Source organism: Shouchella miscanthi, assembly GCF_007725405.1.
GTDB lineage: Bacteria > Bacillota > Bacilli > Bacillales > Bacillaceae_D > Shouchella > Shouchella hunanensis.
On record NZ_CP042163.1, the window covers coordinates 2,575,679 to 2,597,915 of the forward strand.

General features: G+C 40.5%; 23 protein-coding genes. All 23 read right to left on the reverse strand.

The genetic code is table 11. The features are described from left to right. Window positions 1-92: 92 nt before the first annotated feature. A complete protein-coding gene (gene pyrR, locus FPV17_RS12935; protein ID WP_038480916.1) occupies window positions 93-623 on the reverse strand; it encodes a bifunctional pyr operon transcriptional regulator/uracil phosphoribosyltransferase PyrR in 531 nt (176 codons plus the stop codon). A 161-nt stretch (window positions 624-784) separates the two neighbouring features. Further along, window positions 785-1,693, reverse strand: a complete 909-nt coding sequence (locus tag FPV17_RS12940) for an RluA family pseudouridine synthase (RefSeq protein WP_144559203.1) — start codon at window positions 1,691-1,693, stop codon at window positions 785-787. A gap of 1 nt (window position 1,694) precedes the next feature. Further along, window positions 1,695-2,153, reverse strand: coding sequence for a signal peptidase II (gene lspA / locus FPV17_RS12945; protein ID WP_035395162.1), 459 nt, complete (start codon window positions 2,151-2,153; stop codon window positions 1,695-1,697). Between the two features lie 157 nt (window positions 2,154-2,310). Further along, window positions 2,311-2,940: a TraR/DksA C4-type zinc finger protein gene (locus tag FPV17_RS12950; RefSeq protein WP_144559204.1), complete on the reverse strand. Its 630-nt coding sequence runs from the start codon at window positions 2,938-2,940 to the stop codon at window positions 2,311-2,313. Window positions 2,941-3,088: 148 nt separating this feature from the next. Continuing rightward, window positions 3,089-3,613 (reverse strand): DivIVA domain-containing protein, encoded by a 525-nt coding sequence (locus tag FPV17_RS12955; protein ID WP_038480928.1) that lies wholly within the window; start codon window positions 3,611-3,613, stop codon window positions 3,089-3,091. A gap of 95 nt (window positions 3,614-3,708) precedes the next feature. Further along, the gene (locus FPV17_RS12960; protein ID WP_052007988.1) at window positions 3,709-4,470 is read right to left on the reverse strand and encodes a YlmH family RNA-binding protein; all 762 of its coding nucleotides are present in this window, start codon (window positions 4,468-4,470) and stop codon (window positions 3,709-3,711) included. A gap of 12 nt (window positions 4,471-4,482) precedes the next feature. Beyond that, complete coding sequence (locus FPV17_RS12965) at window positions 4,483-4,764, reverse strand: YggT family protein (RefSeq protein WP_035395164.1); 282 nt, start codon at window positions 4,762-4,764, stop codon at window positions 4,483-4,485. 26 nt (window positions 4,765-4,790) lie between these two features. After that, window positions 4,791-5,231, reverse strand: a complete 441-nt coding sequence (locus FPV17_RS12970) for a cell division protein SepF (RefSeq protein WP_035395165.1) — start codon at window positions 5,229-5,231, stop codon at window positions 4,791-4,793. 11 nt (window positions 5,232-5,242) lie between these two features. Further along, on the reverse strand, window positions 5,243-5,944 hold the full coding sequence (locus FPV17_RS12975) for a YggS family pyridoxal phosphate-dependent enzyme (RefSeq protein ID WP_035395166.1): 702 nt from the start codon (window positions 5,942-5,944) through the stop codon (window positions 5,243-5,245). Beyond that, on the reverse strand, window positions 5,941-6,771 hold the full coding sequence (pgeF, locus tag FPV17_RS12980) for a peptidoglycan editing factor PgeF (RefSeq protein WP_186370621.1): 831 nt from the start codon (window positions 6,769-6,771) through the stop codon (window positions 5,941-5,943). Before pgeF ends, FPV17_RS12975 begins: the two co-directional genes overlap by 4 nt. Window positions 6,772-6,836: 65 nt before the next feature. Then, a complete protein-coding gene (locus tag FPV17_RS12985; protein WP_060703964.1) occupies window positions 6,837-7,139 on the reverse strand; it encodes a YlmC/YmxH family sporulation protein in 303 nt (100 codons plus the stop codon). Between the two features lie 88 nt (window positions 7,140-7,227). After that, on the reverse strand, window positions 7,228-8,013 hold the full coding sequence (gene sigG, locus FPV17_RS12990) for an RNA polymerase sporulation sigma factor SigG (protein WP_060703963.1): 786 nt from the start codon (window positions 8,011-8,013) through the stop codon (window positions 7,228-7,230). 148 nt (window positions 8,014-8,161) lie between these two features. Continuing rightward, window positions 8,162-8,875, reverse strand: a complete 714-nt coding sequence (gene sigE, locus FPV17_RS12995) for an RNA polymerase sporulation sigma factor SigE (protein WP_038480945.1) — start codon at window positions 8,873-8,875, stop codon at window positions 8,162-8,164. Between the two features lie 10 nt (window positions 8,876-8,885). Beyond that, complete coding sequence (gene spoIIGA, locus FPV17_RS13000) at window positions 8,886-9,770, reverse strand: sigma-E processing peptidase SpoIIGA (protein ID WP_144559206.1); 885 nt, start codon at window positions 9,768-9,770, stop codon at window positions 8,886-8,888. 194 nt (window positions 9,771-9,964) lie between these two features. Next, window positions 9,965-11,074, reverse strand: a complete 1,110-nt coding sequence (ftsZ, locus tag FPV17_RS13005) for a cell division protein FtsZ (RefSeq protein ID WP_060703961.1) — start codon at window positions 11,072-11,074, stop codon at window positions 9,965-9,967. A 42-nt stretch (window positions 11,075-11,116) separates the two neighbouring features. Further along, complete coding sequence (ftsA, locus tag FPV17_RS13010; RefSeq protein ID WP_144559207.1) at window positions 11,117-12,412, reverse strand: cell division protein FtsA; 1,296 nt, start codon at window positions 12,410-12,412, stop codon at window positions 11,117-11,119. 296 nt (window positions 12,413-12,708) lie between these two features. Then, on the reverse strand, window positions 12,709-13,470 hold the full coding sequence (locus FPV17_RS13015; RefSeq protein ID WP_052007993.1) for a cell division protein FtsQ/DivIB: 762 nt from the start codon (window positions 13,468-13,470) through the stop codon (window positions 12,709-12,711). Between the two features lie 232 nt (window positions 13,471-13,702). After that, the gene (gene spoVE / locus FPV17_RS13020) at window positions 13,703-14,800 is read right to left on the reverse strand and encodes a stage V sporulation protein E (RefSeq protein ID WP_035395170.1); all 1,098 of its coding nucleotides are present in this window, start codon (window positions 14,798-14,800) and stop codon (window positions 13,703-13,705) included. Window positions 14,801-15,016: 216 nt separating this feature from the next. Further along, window positions 15,017-16,372: a UDP-N-acetylmuramoyl-L-alanine--D-glutamate ligase gene (gene murD / locus FPV17_RS13025; protein ID WP_144559208.1), complete on the reverse strand. Its 1,356-nt coding sequence runs from the start codon at window positions 16,370-16,372 to the stop codon at window positions 15,017-15,019. Continuing rightward, complete coding sequence (mraY, locus tag FPV17_RS13030) at window positions 16,369-17,346, reverse strand: phospho-N-acetylmuramoyl-pentapeptide-transferase (RefSeq protein ID WP_144559209.1); 978 nt, start codon at window positions 17,344-17,346, stop codon at window positions 16,369-16,371. Before mraY ends, murD begins: the two co-directional genes overlap by 4 nt. Before the next feature lie 3 nt (window positions 17,347-17,349). Next, the gene (locus FPV17_RS13035; RefSeq protein ID WP_144559210.1) at window positions 17,350-18,708 is read right to left on the reverse strand and encodes a UDP-N-acetylmuramoyl-tripeptide--D-alanyl-D-alanine ligase; all 1,359 of its coding nucleotides are present in this window, start codon (window positions 18,706-18,708) and stop codon (window positions 17,350-17,352) included. Continuing rightward, complete coding sequence (locus tag FPV17_RS13040) at window positions 18,705-20,168, reverse strand: UDP-N-acetylmuramoyl-L-alanyl-D-glutamate--2,6-diaminopimelate ligase (protein WP_035395172.1); 1,464 nt, start codon at window positions 20,166-20,168, stop codon at window positions 18,705-18,707. Before FPV17_RS13040 ends, FPV17_RS13035 begins: the two co-directional genes overlap by 4 nt. An 88-nt stretch (window positions 20,169-20,256) precedes the next feature. Then, window positions 20,257-22,191, reverse strand: coding sequence for a stage V sporulation protein D (locus FPV17_RS13045; protein ID WP_144559211.1), 1,935 nt, complete (start codon window positions 22,189-22,191; stop codon window positions 20,257-20,259). Window positions 22,192-22,237 lie beyond the last annotated feature (46 nt).

Here is a 22,237-nt window from a genome sequence, read left to right on the forward strand (position 1 = left end):
GTGTCTAGGAGGCGGCAAGAAAGAAGCACAAATCAATTACTTTGCGTTCTTTTTCCTCTTGCCAGCCTCACAGGACCATCTTTAAAGAGGAACTATACAATTGTTACTTCATCTATTTCATCGACTTCTTTTAATTTAGCAGATATCCGCTCTTGCTTTGACGTTGGTACGTTTTTCCCAACATAATCAGGACGAATGGGCAATTCTCGGTGACCTCGATCAATTAATACAGCTAGTTGGATGAGTGACGGTCTCCCTAAATCAATTAACGCATCAAGAGCAGAACGAACCGTGCGCCCTGTATAGAGAACATCATCCACAAGAATGACCGTACGACCATTAATATCAACTGGAATATCCGTTCCTTGTAAAATTGGTTCGTGGTCGCTTGTTTTCGGTGTTAAATCATCTCGATATAGCGTAATATCAACTTCACCGACAGGCACATCTTGACCTTCAATTTCTTTAATTCGCTGAGCCAATCGATTGGCAAGATAAATGCCTCGTGTTTTTATTCCGACTAACACACAATTCTCCACGCCTTTGTTACGTTCAATCACTTCATGTGACATTCTTGTAATGGCCCGGCGCATTGCATCTTCATCAATAATCATTCTTGCCATTCAGTACCCTCCTCACGAAAAAATCCCTAGCCGTCCTTAAAGGAGCAGCTAGGGATTTAGACAGACACATCCAAATTCACCGACTCCTTGCTAGCCTCACAGGACTATGCTTAAAGGACATTTTTTCTTCTTACGTAGTATGCATCATTTGTTTCTTTTTGTCAATCTTGTTTTCGCAAATCTTCCAGTAGTTCAACCATATCTGAAGGCAATGGAGCCGTAAACAGACAATCTTCGCCTGTGCGTGGATGAACAAAGCCAAGTGTTTCAGCGTGTAATGCTTGGCCTTCAATTGGTAACGTCTTTTTATATCCGTATTTTGGATCTCCAGCAAGCGGGTGTTCAATATAATGGAAATGAACACGAATTTGGTGAGTCCGCCCTGTTTCGAGTTCACACGTTACGTATGAATATGCTTGGAACGTCTCTTCAAGGGTAAAATGGGTTACTGCCGGTTTGCTGTTCTTATCGGTAACAGCCATTTTTTGCCGATCCTTTTGATCTCTTCCAATTGGTGCATCAATGGTTCCTTTTTTATGAGAAAGCACACCATGTACAATTGCTTTATAATGACGGATCGTTGTTTTATTCATTAGTTGTTGAGATAAATGTTCATGAGCATGATCATTTTTTGCCGCCACAATAAGACCAGACGTATCTTTATCAATGCGATGCACAATTCCCGGACGAGCTTCACCATTGATGCCTGATAGATCATGACAGTGATACAGAAGTGCATGTACGAGCGTTCCCGTATAATGACCAGGTGCTGGATGAACCACCATTCCCCTTGGTTTATTTACAACGATCACGTCCTGATCCTCATACACAACGTCAAGGGGGATATTCTCTGCTTTAATTTCCGTTGACTGAACTTCAGGTTCTTCAAGCTCAATTGTGTCTTCTTCTTGGACTTTGTAATTGGCTTTTACAAGCTGATTGTTTACTTTCACATGTCCATCTTGAATCCATTTTTGAACATGGGTTCTTGATGTGTCTCCGTGTAGCAATACAATGACTTTATCAATTCGTTCGTTTTGTTGCGTTTCATCTACAATCCATTGTTTCATGTTAGTTCTTGCTCTCCTTCTTTTCACGCCTAGATTCAAGTAGTAAATTGATTAAAAATAACCCGACACCAACTGTTAAAGCAGAATCGGCAATATTAAAGATCGGGAAGTTTCCGAATGTATCAATGAAATCAACAACCTCTTGGCGGAAAAGACGGTCAATAAAATTACCAATGGCACCACCTAAAATAAGCCCCAGCGCCCATTTTAATAATGTATGCTTTTTTGCTTCCGTTTGGATAAGATAAATAATCACGCCGACCATTACAACGGTAATAATGTAAAACAGCCACATTTGTCCTTGTAAAATGCCGAATGCCGCCCCTGAATTTCGATGAGAGAAAATATAAAAGATATTTTCCATAACGGTGATTCGTTCACCAAGCATCATGTTTTCAACGACAAGCCATTTCGTCAACTGATCGAATCCAATAATAATAATCGCAATTATGTAAGCCATTCAGTATCCTCCACTACGTAATAGGCTTAGTGTAGCATAAAAAAAGAAAAAAGTCTTTGTCGATTCCATGCACGACTTGGCTCATTTAACGCTTTCACTCCTAATAGAATGAAGCCTCACCGAATAGGGAGGCTTCAAAAAGCGTTGTGTCTGTTCCTTATTGATTTCGTTGACGATAGGCTTGATAGTGCTCATTTTGTTCAACATGGACACTATCCGGTCCATGATAGCCGTCAATTCCTGTTGAAAGAAACCCTTCAAAAGACTCAACGCCGTTCGCTCCGTACAAATCTGTATCGCCAGTTTCCTCCTCATATTCAACTGAAGTATCGTTAAAACGTGCTACTTGTTGATAGGCATCCTCTCCATCAAATTCTGTTTCCCGTTCATCGTGATCGTTATTATAAGCTTCAAACCCACCTAAAACGTCTTCTTCAACTGGTCGATCAGAAGGAATTCCATTTTGTTTAGTGGAAGCTACGGTCCTTGCTTCAGGATAGGCTCTCAAGCGCTCTTCTGGTATAGCCGCTCCTGTTTTTTCGCATATGCCATATGTGCCATTATCGATTTTTTCAAGTGCATCTTCAATATCGTGTAACGCTTTTTCAGCGTGATTAAATAGAGCCTCATCTTTTTCCCGTTCAAACAACTCCGTTGCGTTATCTGCAGGATGATTGTCATAATTTGAAAGTTCATCTTGTCGTTCTGTACGATCATGAGAAGATTGATGCTGTAGAAGCTCTTTCCTTCTCCCTTGTAATTGTTCTTTAAACCACGATGTATCCACTTACTATCACTCCTTTTTTCATAGGATGACCTGTTTTTCGGAATGGTTGAGCGGCAAATAAATCCATCACAAAAAGCAGAAAACGCCAGTGATAAGTTTTATCACTAACGTCTTCTGCTTCTTAACGTTACTTTCGTTTTATGTACCGTTACGATTTGCTTTCTTGCTCTTCAAATTCCTTCAACAATTCTTCTTCATTGAACTCATCGTCGCTTCCGGCAAATTGCTCCCAATCATCGGTTTGAAGCATTTCCATTTGTGCTTCGATTAACATTTTAAAACGCATTTTGTAAACAGAAGCTTGCTTTTTTAGCTCTTCCATTTCCATCATTACTTTTCTTGATTTGCTTAGTGCTTCATTCACAATACGATTTGCGTTCTTTTCTGATTCCTTAACAATTAATTGCGCTTCTTTTTGCGCGTTTGAACGTAAGTCATCTGCAGCTTCTTGCGCCACCATAATGGATTTATTTAACGTTTCCTCGATATTGTGAAAATGAGCTAGTTTTTCGTCTTGCGTATTCACTTGCTCAAACAATTCTTTCTTTTCTCGGAGAACAGCTTCATAATCTTTAATAATTTGATCTAAAAATTCGTTTACCTCATCTTCATCATAACCACGAAACGAGCGTGTAAATTCCTTATTATGAATATCTAACGGTGTTAATGGCAACCGTCCCACCTCCATGAAATCCTCATTCTTTTCTTCATTCGACATTCCCCGAAAAATACCTTCTTAAAACTACAAATTTCGCCTAAAAATCAGAATTACTTCTTTCTTCCTACTGTTAAACGTACCTTATCTTTCTTCGTTTGTCCATTTTCTTCTAACACTTTTGCACGACCATACCCTCTTAATGAGAGATAATCGCCAACAGACAAACTGTACGAAGACTGATCAACTGGCTTCCAATTGACTTTTACGTATCCCTTTGTAATCGCTTCGACACTTTTCGAACGAGAGAGATGATACACTGCAGCGAGTACAGTATCTAAGCGCCATGATGATACAAGCACATGATCCGTTTGCCAGCGCTCTTCTTCAACATCAATTGTGTCTGCTTCTTCAAGTGTTATTGATGTTTTACCAACTTGGTCAAGAGTCGCACGCACGTACACTGCTGTATCGACAGCCGTTGCAAACGTAAACGAATCTTCTTGAACGATAATGTCACCAAACTTTTCACGCTTTAAGCCGCTATTCATAAGCGCGCCAAGCACATCTCGGTGCGAGAGCGTAACAAATTTAGAGGAAAACGTTGCTTTTAAAAAAGTCAGCTCCCATTTTGGTTTCTCACCTTTTAAATAGCTCGGTCTTATGATCGCCCTTTTTCGCTCACAACCTGGTGAGCCACCATTAAAAAGTAGCTCACAATCAGTATGTTTACCAATTAGTGAAGACATGATGTCTTGTTGCCTGGGATCAAGAAAATCCGTCAGCCGTTCTTGATGATACAAGGTGACGGACTCCACTAGGTCGTTTACTTGATCAATAAAAGGACGCTCTTCTGGTCGAAAGTGTTCGTACATAGACACGGCTCCTTATAATAAGCCCATTATCCATTGCTGAACTGGTCCTAATCCTCTTACGGCTAGATTCAGAAGAAAAATAGCCACAATTGGGGATAGATCAATCATGCCAATGGGCGGGATGATATTTCTGAAAATTCCTATGTACGGCTCCACAATGCTACCAAGGAATTCACCGAAAGCGGAATCTCTTCCCCCTACCCAAGACATCACGATATAGATCAAAATGGCAAAAAAGTAACCTAGAGCTAAGTAGCGTATAAGATTAAATATAAAGTTAACAAACAATTCCATCTTGCTGTTCTCACCTACCTTATCAATCACAATTGATTGGCAATATCACTAATCGATCCTGATATTTCCACATTATCCGGCGCACAAATAAAAATGCTTGCCCCGACTTTTTGGATGTCTCCTCCAATAGCATATACGGTTCCACTTAAAAAATCTACTACCCGTAATGCTTGGTCGTGTTCCATTCTTTGTAAATTAATAACGACTGTTTTCCGATTTTTTAATTGGTCCGCAATGTCTTGACTTTCATCATAAGAACGCGGTTCAATGAGAGTCATCTTCGCATGTTGCTGGACGCTTTTTAAACTAACGATATTTGTTTGCGTGTCTTTTTCTTTTGATTCATTACTTTGAAAACGATTTGGCATCGTCCGCTCCTCTTTTTCCGGCTCATCGACATAGCGTTCGACTTCTTCGACATGGTCATCTAAATTAAAGTATGTTTTAAACTTTGACTTAAAGCCCATTTCCATCCTCCTTATTCGGACACTTGCTCATTACCTACTAGAATGGTTCCAATGCGAATATACGTTGCACCTTCTTCTACTGCCACTTCAAAGTCATTTGACATGCCCATTGATAGCTCTGTGCAAGGAGCGTGTACATATTCTTTATCAGCAATACGCTGTTGCAGTTGTTTTAGGGCTTTAAAATGCAGACGCGTTTCTTCTGCATGTTCCGTATACGGTGCCATTGTCATTAATCCAATCACTCGAATGCGGTCATACTCAGCCAACGCCATTATAAACGAATCGACTTCGTCTGGAGCTAGTCCATTTTTTGACGCTTCTCCCGATACATTTACTTGTACGAAACAATCAAGTGTTCCATCTTGTTCGACCAAACGCTTTTGCACTTCTTTTGCAAGACTTAACCGATCAAGAGAGTGAAGCACTCCGATGTTCCCGATGACCTCTTTCACCTTACGCGACTGTAGCGACCCAATAAAGTGCCATGTTACGCGATTACCAATAGCTGCTTTTTTTTCAAGCAAGCCTTCTAAGCGATTCTCACCAATATGAGTGACGCCTGCTTCAATCGCTTCATTGGCTGTTTGGACTGAGACATATTTCGTCACAGCAATAATATGAACATCGTCTACTCCTCTTCCTGCTCTCAACGCAGCTCGCTCCATACGCTCTTTTAACGCAACATATTGTTGTTCAATCGTTGGATTCATCGTTCAACCACCTTCTTCATTCCAATCATACTCATCATTCTACCTGTTTTCCCTTGATCTTGTCGATGAGAAAAGAAGGCATCGTCGCTAAACGTACAACGATCTGATTCAATAATATGGGCAGACAGAATCCCTGCCTGTTCAAGCAAATAGCGATTTAAGGCAGGTAAATGGAGCTGAAAATGATCTGCTCGAGTAGGTGTATAGATGCCTTTATGTTTCATAGGCAGCTGTTCATTTACTCGATCTATGACGGTGCGATCCACTTCATATTGTTGTTGTGAAATACATGGCCCAATGAGAATATGGATATCACTCACTTGTACACCGTGTTTCTCTACCCATTCACTGACCATTTTGGGTCCAATTTGATCGACCGTACCTTTCCAACCGGCGTGGCATAAACCAATGATCTGATTCTTAGGTGAATAAAAATAAAGCGGGACACAATCAGCATACAAACTCGTTAGCAATATATCCGTTTCTCTTGTATAAAGTCCATCTGTCTCCTTTATCGCAGTACGAAGAGACCGTGCACCTCGACCTCGATCAGACTTCGTCACTTCTTGAATGACTGAAGCATGTACTTGTTCAGATCCAACCCAATGATCAAGAGAAAAACCTACATCCTTGGCAACGCGTTCACGATTTTGCACAACAGCATCAACCGTGTCCCCTACATGAAACCCCATGTTTAACGTTTTATAAGGAAATTCGCTAACGCCGCCATTTCGAGTCGTGAAACCAGCAAACAACTTCTCGTCTAATGCATTAAATTGTTCTTCATATTCAACTCGTTCAGACAACCGCTGCCAGTTTGCTTTCATCCTCTGCATGCTCCTTTTTGTATTCCTCGCTTTATTTTACCATAATGGATCTCTAGAATAAATGTTTACGAATAGGGATCTTTTCTTTCCATTACATGTTCAGCTGTTGTGACAGATTGCTTGTATCGTTCTGGCAGCTCGACTAGGATGACGTCAGAGCCAATCTTCACTATATTTTTCCAAGGGATAACGGTTTCTCCTGCATCACGATTTCCTAAGAACGTCATCATTTTTCCTTGGTTTGAGATAATAATCGCTTCAATTCTTCCTGTTTCTAAATTAATGTCTAAATCATTTAAATGTCCAAGTCGCTTTCCATTTTCCATATTAACAATGTCTTTAGTTGATAGCTCAGATATTTTAATCACTGTACCCCCTCCTCCTCACTAGTAACTATATGCTTATCCGTAACCGATTTATGAACAAAAAAGCCGCTGTTCCACACAGCGACTTTCCTCATGATTCAATATGTTTATTCATCTGATGAATAGCACCTTTTTCAAGCCTTGATACTTGCGCTTGAGAGATACCGATTTCATCCGCAACTTCCATTTGTGTTTTTCCTTGAAAGAAACGCATATTCAAAATCACTTTTTCTCGATCATTTAAACGAATCATCGCTTCCTTTAGTGCAATTTCTTCTACCCAATTAACATCCTTGTTTCGTTCATCGCTAATTTGATCCATAACAAAGATTGGATCTCCCCCATCATTGTAAATCGGTTCAAATAACGATACTGGATCTTGAATCGCGTCAAGCGCAAAGACAATATCCTCTTTCGGTACATCTAATACTGCCGCAATTTCTTGAACAGTTGGTTCATTTTCGCGTTTCTTTTCTGCCATCATCTGATCCCGAACTTGTAATGCTTTATAAGCAATATCTCTTAATGAACGTGACACACGAATAGGATTGTTATCCCTTAAGTACCGGCGTATCTCACCAATAATCATTGGCACTGCATACGTAGAAAACTTAACATTTTGACTTAAGTCAAAGTTGTCAATTGATTTCATTAAACCAATACAACCGACTTGAAATAAGTCATCCACATTCTCGCCACGGTTATTAAAGCGCTGGATGACACTAAGGACTAAACGAAGATTTCCATTTATTAACGTATCCCTTGCTGGCTCATAACCAGACTGGAGCTGTGAAAATAATTCTCGCATCTCCATATTTTTTAAAACCGGCAGTTTTGATGTATCTACTCCACAGATTTCTACTTTATTTCGAGCCAAATTCTCTACCCCCTAAACGGAAGATGATGTCAAAAAAAGTATCTCCCTGGGAAAAAAATTTATGCACTCTGTTGATGTGGAAATTTGTTAAAAATAGACACTATCCTTGTCACGACCCTGCTAAAAATTAGAAATTATTTTTTTTACGCTACACCATTTTATTAAATTCTTTTTGTAGCCGTTTAATGATTCGTTTCTCCAATCGGGATATATAGGATTGCGAAATACCAAGCATATCCGCGACATCTTTTTGAGTTTTCTCTTCCGTTCCTGTTAAGCCGAAGCGGAGTTCCATTATTTGTTTTTCTCGATCAGATAAGGTATGAAGGGCTTTGACGAGCAATCGACGATCGACTCTTTCTTCTATTCCCTTCGTAATAATGTCCTCTTCTGTTCCCAATACATCAGAGAGCAATAGTTCATTTCCATCCCAATCAATGTTTAAGGGTTCATCAAAAGACACTTCTGAGCGTGTCTTGTTGTTTCGGCGCAAATACATAAGTATTTCATTTTCAATACAGCGAGACGCATACGTGGCTAGCTTAATTTTCTTTTCAGGATTGAATGTATTAACGGCTTTAATTAACCCGATGGTTCCAATGCTAATCAAGTCTTCTATATTGATTCCAGTGTTTTCAAATTTTCTAGCGATGTATACGACTAAGCGGAGATTACGTTCAATTAATATCGAACGTACAGCTTCATCACCACTCGGAAGCTTTAGTAGGAGCTCTGCTTCTTCTTCTTTTGATAACGGTGGTGGTAAGGCTTCACTGCCACCAATATAATAAATTTCATCTTCCTTTAAGCCAAACTTTCTTAATAGGCGATAGATGAACAATCTCCATTTCATTTTTATCATCGCGTCCTCCTTAGCTCACTTGTGATATAACAAGCTGTGGATGAATAATTGTTTGATAATGCCCTTCAGGCGACAATGCTTCCCCATACAGCCCTAACAGCACACGCTTTGTTACGAATTGTTCACCGTCGTAATAGATCGTTACTTGATCAGGTTTAAAAGCTGTTAAGTATGGTTGTTTTTGACCAACAGCCTTAAACGGTACTAATCGAATTCGATGCATAAAGGGATGATTCTCTTTCGTTGACATTGTTAGCATGTCATCTGTTTGTTGTTTACCAAGCAACGGATGCAGAAGATCTGCTTCCATAATCATGACGGGTGTTCTTGTTAACGGATCTTTTAATTGATTTCCAGTGTCGACTAGCCCCCTCGTTTCAAATCTAAAGTCATCAATAACAATTTCCACTGTTGCTAGATCGTTTGCTTGCACTTTCTTTATCTTGAATGTATCAACTTGTTGTTTGCTAAACCAATAAACGAGAGGAAAACCAATCAGAACGAAAGTCCAGCTGATTGTACTTCCACCAAACCCTGGCAGATGACTCGTTAAATCTAATTCACTTTGAAAAAAGTAATGCATGGCAAAAAGCCCGCCACCAGTAACAAAAGTTAGGAAAAAGAAGCCTGCTAGATTTTGAACAAAATAAGTAAAGCGTATGTATCCAAAAGCAATGAATACAATCATACAAGAATAAAAAAACTTTACAATCGGGTTCATAAAAAACGTCACGTACGGCGTAAACATAAAGAAAACAACAATGGACGCAACGAGTGATGCCATGCCTATACGAACATAGTTTTTCTTTCTTTTTAACAATAATGCAGTACCACTAATAAGGAGAAAATCAATGCCTAGATTCAGTAGCCAGATTAAGTCTAGATATACAATCATGATCGTTCCTCCTGTATTCATAAAACTTAGTATAGTAGATAGAAAGAAGGAAGTCTGTCACTTCATGGCAAAGACAAGCCTGTTATTTTGAAAGCTTTTGACAAACGTTGTCCTTTCTCTTTTCACCTTTAAAAAAGGAAAACAAAAAAAGATCCACTACCATATAGGTAGCAGATCTTTTCCAATGCACGCGTTTAGCGATTTCTTCTATTTCGGAGGAATGTTGGAATATCAAGTGTATCTGTTTGTTCCTCTGAATTGGCTTTTTGCTTTGATTCTACTGATTTTGATTCAGCTGGCTTTGACGACGTTGGCTTTTGAGTCGATGGACGTGATTGTGGCTTTCTTTCTGCTTCTTCAAAGCCTGTCGCAATAACCGTTACGACAATCTCATCCTTTAGATTCTCATTAATAACAGAGCCAAAGATCATATTAACCTCTTCGTCACAAGCTTCAGACACAATTTCTGCCGCTTCATGCACTTCGTAAAGGCTTAAGTTCGTTCCACCTGTAATGTTCATTAACACGCCTTGAGCACCATCGACTGATGTTTCAAGCAATGGACTGGAGATCGCTTTTTTTGCTGCCTCTGCAGCACGGTTTTCACCAGTAGCAACACCAATACCCATTAAAGCAGAGCCCTTTTCACTCATAACCGTTTTGACATCAGCAAAGTCAAGGTTAATTAATCCAGGTGTCGCAATCAAGTCAGAAATTCCTTGTACCCCTTGTCGAAGGACGTTATCCGCTTCACGGAACGCTTCAAGCATTGGAGTGTTCTTATCAACAATTTCTAGTAGACGATCGTTTGGTATAACGATTAACGTGTCAACTTTTTCTTTTAATGCGACGATACCAGATAACGCTTGATTTTGACGCTTACGTCCTTCAAACGTAAATGGTCGTGTCACAACACCTACCGTTAGTGCACCAATTTCCTTTGCAACTTCGGCGATAACAGGAGCTGCACCTGTTCCAGTGCCTCCACCCATTCCAGCTGTAATAAATACCATATCTGCGCCATCAAGAACTTCTTCTAACTGTTCACGGCTTTCTTCAGCCGCTTTCTTACCGATATCAGGGTTTGCCCCTGCACCTAGACCTCTCGTAAGCTTTCCACCTAGCTGTAGTTTCTTTTCAGCTTTTGAAAGGTGCAATGCTTGTGCGTCCGTATTCACAGCGATAAATTCTACGCCTTGTAGGCCGTTTTCAATCATTCGATTAACAGCGTTCGAACCGCCGCCACCACATCCAATGACTTTTATTTGTGCTAATTGTTCCATGTCCATTTCAAAATCAAACATTTCGTTGTCCCCCTAACCATACTGGCAGTCAGCTTCTCTTCATTAATCAAAAAATGTCTTAAACCAAGACTTCATCTTGGACTCTTTTTTCTCTTCTTGCGGTTGCTCTACTTCTTTACGCTTGCTTCTTTTCGAAGTTGAAGCTGCGTTTGTTTCTTCTTGATTGACTTCTGACTGGGAAAAAGCTGCTGCAATTTCCTTGCCTTGCACACGTCCATTTTTGTGTGCAAAATGAATTAACCCAATACTTACTGTATAGCGCGGCTCACGCACCCCGATATAATTCGGGATGGCGACTCGAACATTTCCTTCAAGCATGTCTTTCGTTAATTCAAGAACGCCTGGCATCATCACAGCTCCACCAGTCAATACAAAGCCACTTGGGAACTGCTTAAATCCTAACCGAACCAATTCTTTTGCACATAGTTCAATAATTTCTTCTACTCTTGGTTCAATAATGCCTGCTAATTCTTGTTGTGTGATCGTATGTCTTTCATTTGACCCGATTTTTTGGATGGTAATCTGTTCTTCTGTTGATGCTTCTGGTACAAAGGCATGTCCATGTTTGCATTTTACACGTTCTGCCTCTTCTGTTGTGAGCTTTAAACCTACGGCTAAATCGTTTGTAATATGATCGCCGCCGATCGGTAATACAGATAACGCAACAAGTGAACCTTGTTCAAAAACGGATACGGTTGTTGAACCGCCTCCAATCTCAAGCACACAAACACCCAGACTTTTTTCATCTTTTGAAACAGCTACAGATCCTGTCGCTAAGGAATTTAAACTAATCTCAGCTATTGATAGACCAGCACGCTCCACACACCTTAACAAATTATGTAAGACGGTTTTCGAACCTGTAATTAACGTTCCTTCCATTTCAAGACGAACGCCAATCATTCCACGAGGGTCTGTAATCTCATCAAGCCCATCCACGATAAATTGTTTTGGAATCACATCAATCACTTCCCTTTCAGGAGGAATTGACATGACTTGGGATGCATCGATGACTCTACGAACATCCTCTACGTTAATTTCTCGATCTGGACTAGAGACAGCGACGACCCCATGGCAAGGAGTTAATTCAATATGACTGCCATTTACTCCAACCACAACATGTTCAATTTGTATGCCAACCATGCGTTCCGCTTGCTCAACTGCCCGCTTAATTGACTTAACCGTCTCATCTATATCGACGACGGCTCCTTTCTTTATTCCTTCAGAAGGAACACTACCGACACCTAAAATGTTAATTGACCCTCCAGCAATTTCCGAAACAACGACTTTTACTGAAGAAGTTCCAATGTCTAAACTTACATACGTTTCATTACTCACCAATGGCACCTCCTCATCTGCACAATCATGGTGTTCAACTTTAATAGTTTCATTTTTTTATCACACAAGCAGTATTCGACAAGTGTTAATAGAATCCTTTAATTCTCGTAGCATTATGTATGTTTTAAGGCTCTTGCTCTTTAGTCTACACCATGTTCTTACAGGTGAAAAGGCAAAACCTCTAGCAATCCTTTATTAAGAATGTGTTACATAGAGAAATGAAGCTGGTCACGAAAGCTTTTAACCGTAAAAACAGCAGAAACACAAGGAAACAAGAGTAGAAAAATCCATCAAAACTCCTACTCCTGAGCCGTATCATTTTCCCTAAAATAGGGACTCATTTTCATATAGAGGACGCCTTCCTGTGCCCTATCAATTTGTGCATGCACTTGTGGATAAGGCTGCATATACTCTGCAAATGAAGATAAATCCGTACGTACTTCCATTCCATCTGTCATGTATAGTGTTAATTCCTCCGGTGCATCCTCAGTCGGCGTATACATAATTTCTGAGATTCGACTAACGATTTCTGGTGCTGTTTGCATTAATTGTTCGCCGATTGTCTCTCTCAACGACTCTTCAGTAAAGTCTACTAATATTGGTGCGTCTCCAACAAGTTGACTATCATGAACGGTGTCTAAGATTTGTCCGTTTTTTAAAAGGGGCAAATACCCATCATCACTGTACACATATGCAACTCGCGGATACTCCTTTACTTGTATAGAAAGAGAAGATGGCAAGAGACGGTTAATCTCAATTGACTCTACTTCTTTTAATTGTGCAGTTTGCTCAATTCGTGTATTTCGATCGATATTCCAAATATTCATGCCTTCACGTAAACCACTTGCTTCGAGAATCTCTTCATCTGTTAACAGTTGATTACCACTTACTTGTATTGATTTCACTTCACTCAATGGACTTTGGAAGTACACAAGTACCATAATTAAGACAAAGAACAATACGACTATACTTAATAAACGCTTGTTTGCTTTGCGCCGTCGCTTTTCCTGTAGAGTCGGAATTCTCTCGTTTACAGAAATGACTTTCTCATCATGACTCACATTCATTCCTCCAACTACTTCATTCAGCTGATGAGTGAATACAAGCAAATACTTTTTTAATCCCAGACTTGCTTCTATTCCCTATTTAATTTTTTTAAAACCTGTTTTACTCTTGTTTTCTGCATTTTATCATATATTTCCTTTACAATTCTATGAATAATAAATAGAGAGTTCAAAAAAATGAACTCTCTACATGTATCGACACGTTTTAAACAATTGTTTACGTGAGCCTTTAACGATTATGCCTACTTATATTAATTAATAGACCAATGGACATCAACATGAGTGTCAATGACGAACCACCGTAGCTTAAAAGCGGTAACGTAATGCCGGTAACGGGCATTAATCCAGTAACAACGCCGATGTTTATCATCACTTGAATAACGATCATCGTCACAATACCTGCAGCTAAGAAACTACCAAATAAATCTGGAGCTCCTAAAGCGATTCTTACGCCACGCCAGAAAATAATACCAAATAAAAGCAACACAAATAGACCGCCTAAAAACCCTAGTTCCTCAGCTAGAATAGCAAAAATAAAATCCGTTTGCGGCTCTGGCAAATAAAAATATTTTTGCCTACTTTCGCCTAATCCCATACCAAGTAACCCTCCAGGACCAATGGCTAATAGGGACTGAATAATCTGAAAGCCACTTTCCATTGGATCTGCCCACGGGTCTAGAAAAGAAGTAATCCGTTTAATACGGTATGGAGCGCTAATGATTAACACGACAAATCCTGCTACGCCAATTAAAAACAGGCCCATAAAATGCTTGACCCTTGCTCCTGCAATAAAAATCATAGCGACGCATGTCCCTACCATAACAGTACCAGTTCCTAAATCTGGCTGGAGCATAATCATCCCAAAGGCAACCATTACAAAAGCGAGTGCAGGGAGTAATCCTTTTTTAAACAAAACAATCCGCTTTTGATTCATTGCTAAAAAGTTTGCAAGAAAAATAATCATAGCGATTTTCATAAATTCTGATGGTTGAATTGAAAATGCGCCGATCCCTAACCAACTTCTCGCGCCACCTCTTACAAGTCCAACACCAGGAATGAGTACGAGCACAAGCAAAATAAAACAAATGATCAATAGCAGCTTTGAATACGTACGCCACGTCCAGTAATCAACTCGAGATATAAGAAACATCAAGAGGACGCCTACACTCCCAAAGAATAATTGTCTTTTAGCAAAAAACAACGAGTCATTAAAACGATAGGTTGCCCATGCTTCACTTGCACTGTATACCATAATTAAGCCAACGCTAAGCAAGACAATCGTTGCAACAATTAAGATATAATCGGGCGCCTGTCTTTCTTTATTCATTGTTCACCCCCAGCAAGTACCCTACTACCTCACTATATGAATGAGAACAGGAAAACATGTCCAAAACATTTGTACGTGCTTGAAAATGAGGACTTATATCAGTAATCAAAGCCTTCTTTTCTCTTGTTATATGGTTAATAAGGGGGCTGTAACGAATAAAAAAACTCCTTCCAAGAGACAAGACGTCTGCATTGAAAAGAGCTTTACTAGGTTTACTTAATGACTGTTAGTTAGTTGCGTCACCGCAGCTAGAAACGCATCGCCTCGTTCTTCAAACGTCGAATACTGATCCCAGCTTGCACATGCTGGTGAAAGTAAGACAATGTCCCCTATCTTTGAATGTTCAAAGGCTTTTTTAGCTGCATCTTGTACATCAATAGCCTGTACGACTTTAATCCCTAATTCGTTTCCTAAAGCCGTTAGCTTCATTTTTGTTTCACCAAAAACGACTAGCGTTTTTACGTGAGTTAAACTTGGGATCAGCTCATCAAACTCGTTGCCACGATCCAAACCACCTGCGAGCAAAACAACATCTTGATTAAAAGAAGCTAAAGCAGCTTGTGTCGCCAAAATATTCGTCGCTTTTGAATCGTTATACACTTTACGGCCATGTACTTCACCAACAAATTGAAGTCGATGTTTCACACCCGTAAACGTCGTTAGCACGGTTTTTATTTGAGCAGTTGTACCACCAGCTAGTTTAGCTGCTGCAACAGAAGCAAGCATATTTTCAACATTATGAGCTCCTGGTAAAACAATTTCATCGATTGGGCAAATGCGTTCTTCTCGAAAGTAAATCGCATTATCTTTTAAGTAGGCACCTGTTGGCAACTCGACTTTCGTTGAAAAAGGAACAAGGGTCGCCTTTGATTGTTGTACATGCTTCGCGACGATAGGATCATCCGCCGAATAAACAAGGTGGTCTTCTATCGTCATGTTCTCGTACACTTTCGCTTTCGCTTCTATGTACAAGTCCTTTGACCCATGGTAGTCCAAATGAGCATCAAACAAATTCAGCCAGACCGCCACTTTGGGTTTAAATTGCTCCGTGCCCATTAATTGAAAACTCGACAATTCAAGCACCATGACATTCTCATTTGTTGCTTCTAGGGCTACACTTGTTGCAACAGTCCCTATATTACCAGCAATTAAAGGCGCTTTTTCACTATGCTCAAGCATCGCATGAACAAGCGTCGTCGTTGTTGTTTTCCCGTTTGAACCGGTAATCGCAACAATATCTGCTTCTGCGATGCGATAGGCAAGTTCGACTTCCGTCCAAATAGGGATATTTCGATTCATGGCTTCCGCGATTAAAAGGTTGGAATAAGGAATACCAGGATTTTTTATAATTAAACTGGTTGTATCAAGTAAATGAAGTGGATGACCGCCACAAACAACTTCAATCCCTTTTTCCTCTAGCGCATCCACTTCCTTGCTCTCAGCTCTAGGTTTTCCATCGTTTACTGTCACGATAGCTCCTAGCTTATGAAGTGCTAATGCTGCAGCCATGCCGCTTTTCGCTAAGCCGAGCACAAGCACTTGCTTTTTATTTACATGTGGGAAAGGCTTCATGTTAACCACACTCCAATGTAAATACCCATAATGGCAAAGACAACGCCTAGTAGCCAGAATGTGACTACTACACGCCACTCTGACCATCCAACCAATTCATAATGGTGATGAAGCGGACTCATCTTGAAAACACGCTTCCCCGTTGTCTTAAACGAAATAACTTGAATAATAACGGATAAGGTTTCAATCACAAACACGCCACCAATAATGATGAGCATTAACTCCATCTTGGTCAAAATAGCAATACCTGCAATGGCTCCTCCTAATGCTAGCGAACCTGTATCTCCCATAAATACTTTTGCTGGATGGGCATTAAATACGAGAAACCCGAGGAGAGCCCCAGTAATTGCCGTTGAAAATAAAGCTGCATCAATAAAGCCTGTGCTCCAAGCCAATATCGCAAAAGCTGCAAAAGCAATCGCGCCAGTCCCGGACAATAAGCCATCTAAACCGTCTGTTAAGTTTACTGCATTACTTCCAGCAAGCAGCATGACAACAACAAGTACAGCATAAAACCATCCAATATCAAGACCAATGTCTGTTCCAGGAATGGACACTATCGTATCTAATTCAATGTATAGTAACCCTACATAAAATAAGCCCGCGATAATCAGTTGTCCAACTAATTTCTGTTTCGATGTCAGCCCGAGATTATGCTTTCGTGCGACTTTTAAATAGTCATCAAAAAAGCCAACGACTCCGTAGCCGATTGTTACGAGCATAAGTAATAATAACTCTGGTGTAAATTCAAAAAAGACAAAACCAATTAAAAGGGATGTCACTAAAATCGATAAGACAATGACAATTCCGCCCATTGTCGGTGTACCGCTTTTCTTTTGATGTGATTTTGGTCCTTCTTCACGAATGCTTTGACCAAACTTTAACCGCCGTAAAAACGGAATAAAAAGAGGGCAAAGAATGACCGCGAATAAAAAGGATAGGGATAGGACAATAAGTAACGTCCATTCTTCCATTTTCTAAGCGCCTCCTTTGACAGCCGATAACACTTGCTCCAAAGCAAGACGACGTGATGCCTTTAGCAATACAACGGTGTCATGTTTCAAAAGGGGTCGAATTTTCTCAGCTACATCTGCTACTTTCTCAACATGTTCAATAGCAATTGACCCGTTTTGTTGTTTTACTTCATCATAAATCCAATACCCTTTTTCACCGACACAAACAATATTGGTAATCGGTGTATCAATCGCACTTGCCACACTTCTGTGGAGCGCTTGTTCATCTGGTCCAAGTTCATAAATATCACCTAACACAATGATTCGTCTCTTGAATTCAGGTAACGTTTTAATCGTTTCAATTGCCGCTTTCATTGAACTAGGGTTTGCGTTATACGCATCATTAATGAACGTTGACCCATTTGGTCCTGCTACTTTCTCAAGGCGCATGCCTGTAATCGTAACGTGTGCTAGTCGTTCTTTAATTGTTTCCGTTGCTAAGCCTACTTGTCGAGCAATCCATATGGCATAAGCAGCATTCTTCACATTGTGCTCTCCTAATAGAGGCAAATACCAATTCTGTTCGTTTAAAAAGGAAAAAGTAAAGCCATCTGCTTTAGGCTGAAACGTTGCGATCGCTTCCTTATTTTGTTTATTAAACCCAATTGAAACGGTTTGCTCTTGTTGAAATCGATCTAATAAAGGTTCATCGCCATCTAAGACAAGGAAGCCTCCTTGTTTTAACCCATCTAACATTTCCATTTTTGCGTTGGCAATTCCCTGTCTAGAACCTAAATGCTCGATATGGGCTTCGCCGATATTCGTCACAATGGCTAAATCTGGCTTTGCAAGCTTTGAGAGAAGAGAGATTTCCCCAGCGTGATTCATCCCCATCTCCACAACGGCAAATTTACATTCTTTAGGCATTGAAAGCAACGTTAATGGCACACCAATATGATTATTTAAGTTCCCTGCAGTCCGATGGACGAATGGTTCCCCACCAAGAAGCTGGAACACGATGTCTTTTGTTGTTGTTTTTCCGTTTGAACCTGTGATACCAATCACATATGGATTGACTTCATCACGATAGCGCTGAGCCAATTCCTGTAAAGCATGTAACGGGTCATCCACGAAATAAAGCTGAAACGATGCAGGTATGGACATTGGCACAGGCTCGTTCTCTTGCCAAATCGCCGCTATTGCTCCAGACTCAATCGCGGATTCGAGGTAGTGGTGTCCGTTAAAACGTTCACCACTAAGCGGAACGAATAAAGCTGTTTTTGAATCGTTACGCGAGTCGGTTGTTACACTATGAAACGAAACCGGCCCATCCTGTAACCTTGTGCGATTCGCAACAGATTCAACTAATCTTGCTTCAATCATTTTATCCGCTCCTTTAGCGCAGCCCTTGCCACTTCACGATCGTCAAAATGCGTACGTTCTCGACCAACCTCTTGATACGTTTCATGACCTTTACCAGCTATAACAATAATGTCATTTGTTTTTGCTTGTTTCATCGCGTAATGAATCGCTTCTGAACGATCTACAATTAAGCGATATTGATCTTGATCTAATCCAGCCGTCATCTCTTGCAAGATCGTATTCGGATCTTCCGTTCTCGGATTGTCTGAAGTGAAAATGGTTTCGTCCGCGTATTTCACAGCAATTTCTCCCATAATAGGGCGCTTTGTTTTATCCCGGTCTCCACCACAACCAACCACTACTCGTATCTCGTTATTCGCAAAGTCTTGTACGGTTTTCAACACATTCTCTAAGCTATCTGGTGTATGAGCATAGTCTACAATAACAGCAAAATCCTGACCAGAGTCTATCGCCTCAAATCTTCCAGCTATACCCTCGATGTTTTCCAACCCTTGTTGAATGGCTGAAAGTGAGAGATTCGATACATACGCAGCTGATACAGCGGCTAGTACGTTGTATACGTTAAATAGTCCGATCAAGCGTGTTTTGACTTCGATCGACTCACCAAATACGGTCAAGGTAAATGCGGTTCCAGTTGCAGCAGCCCGAATGTTAGACGCCATTACGTCGGCTTGTTTTTTAATGCCGTACGTTATAATATCGGCTGTCGTCATTTGAATCAATTGATCTGCCACTTGATCATCGCCATTAAAGATGGCCGTTTTTCCTTCATAAGTGTTCCCAAGTTGTGAAAACAGTAAACTCTTTGCATACATATAGTGATCCATTGATTGATGGTAATCAATGTGGTCTGGTGACAAGTTTGTAAAGATCGCAATATCAAAGTCACACCCACGTACTCGACCTAAGTGAAGAGCGTGAGATGACACTTCCATCAGTGCCGTATCAACCTGTTTGTCAACCATCTCTTGAAACCGTTGCTGTAAGACGAGTGATTCAGGCGTCGTGTTTTTTGTCTCAATATACACGTCGTCTATTTTTGTATACATCGTCCCAATTAACCCAGTTGTACGATTTTGCCCCTTAAACAATTGTTCTAGAATATGCGTAACCGATGTTTTTCCGTTCGTACCTGTTACACCAATAAGTTGCAATTTTTTAGTCGGATGATCGTAGAAGCGATTTGACAGTTGCGCCATTGTTCGCTTTGTATCACGTACCACAAAAACTGGAATGGGTAAATCTAACGGGCGTTCTGAAACAACAGCAACCGCCCCTTTTTCATACGCACTTTGCGCAAAATCATGACCATCCACAGTATAGCCATTAATGCAGAAAAACAATGTGCCTGGACGGACTTCTCTTGAATCCATCTCAATATGATGAATGTCAACTTTCGCTTCCGTTGCATGTAACGTATTCATGCCTCTTATACCATGAAGCAATTCGCTTAATTTCATTTTTATTGCCTCCAACGTTCAACAATCAATCTTATCCACGTCTATTTGTTTAAAAGATGAATGAGTAATAAAACACACGTCTCCTATTTTAGTCGTTCTCATTCGTTTTGTCACCCATATATACACGGATTGTTGAATCTTTTGGAACCCTCGTACCTGGTTCAGGCGCTTGCCGAGCGACAACCTCCCCTTCACCAGAGGCCGAGAGGCGCAATTCATAATGAGACTCATAAATGTCTCTCTTCGTTCGTCCTAATAAATTAGGAACGTCTACTAACCCTTCTTCATCCCATTTAAGCTCTTTTTCAATTTGATCTTTCCTTTTCTCAACACCCATCGCTTCTAAGCTATCCCCAATAATTTTCCCTGCAATAGGAGCGGAAACTTGCCCCCCGTATTGAACGGCTCCTTTCGCGTTATCAATTGCCACATACACAATAATTTCTGGGTCATCCATTGGCGCTACACCAAGAAAAGACAGGATATAGTTGTTCTCTAAATAGCGACCGTCTTTTGCTTTTTGCGCAGTTCCTGTCTTTCCGCCAACTCGGTAACCGTCGACAAATGCTTTCCCACCTGAACCTTTAGCGACTACGTTTTCCATCGCATAGCGAACTTTTTCAGATGTTTCAGGTGAAACGACTTGGCGTTTCATCACTGGATTGCTTCGTTCAACCACTTCACCAGTTACATCGTCTACCCACTCTTTTGCAATATAAGGTTCGTACAAATAGCCACCATTGACCGCTGCGGCGACTGCCGCTACTTGTTGAATAGGCGTGACTGCAACCCCTTGACCAAAGGCCGTTGTTGCTTGCTCTAACGGGCCAACACGTTCACGATTAAACAAAATGCCTTTCGCTTCACCTTGTAAATCAACACCGGTTTTTTGACCGAACCCAAAGTCTTCAATATAATCAAACAACCGATCAGTACCTAAGCGTTGACCGAGTTCAACAAACCCAGGGTTGCATGAATTTTGCACAACCTCTAAAAAGGTTTGTGAGCCGTGTCCACCTCGTTTCCAACAGTGGAGCTTTGTACCAGCTACATCTATGTAGCCAGGGTCATAGAAATGATCATTGTCTAAATCAACGACATCTTCTTCTAAAGCAGCTGCAAGGGTAATTAATTTAAAAGTCGAACCAGGTTCATACTGCATCCAGACAGGCTTGTTTTGATTGTATATTTCAGCTGGAACATCCCGATAGTTTTCAGGGTTAAAGTGCGGTCGGCTGCTCATTGCTAGAATTTCACCATTTTTCGGATTCATCGCGATTGCAATCGCTCCATCTGGATTATACTTGGCTTCTGCAATATCTAATTCCCGTTCCACAATCGTTTGAACACGACTATCAATAGTTAATTTTAAATTTAAGCCATTAATTGGAGCTGTATATTCATCAGCCAAATTCGGCATTTTCGTATTTTTGGCAGTAGAATAAAACGACACATACCCTTCTGTTCCTTTTAACTTTTCATCGTAGACAAATTCTAAACCTGTTAGACCTTGATTATCGATCCCTGCAAATCCAAGTACATGAGATAGATAACTACCAAAGGGATAGTGACGCTTGGAGTCCTCTGCTATATAAATGCCTTCTATATTTAAACTTCGCACCTCTTGCGCCGTTTGTTGGTCCATTTTCTGACCTTCTGGGCGAATGTACACTTTACTTTCTTTTTTTGTTAAATCTTCGTATACCTCGTTCTTATTCGCTTTTAACACAGATGCTAATCTTTCTGCTGCATCTGCTGGATCTTTTATTTGCCTTGGGAAAACAATAATAGAAGGTGTACTAATATTCGTTGCTAACTCGACGCCATTCCGGTCTAGTATATCGCCTCGCTTAGGTTCAAACGGGATATCTCGTCCCCAAGAATCTTCTGCTTTTTCTGTAAGCCACAAACCTTGTCCGAACTGAACATACCCTAAACGTGCTCCAATGACTGTAAACACGACAATTCCTACAGCAAATAGCAATAGCAGCCGTTTTCTGACTGTTACATTTGAAACGCGCACGGCTCTCCCCCACTTTCGTTTAATCAGCATCCTGTCCTATGGTTAA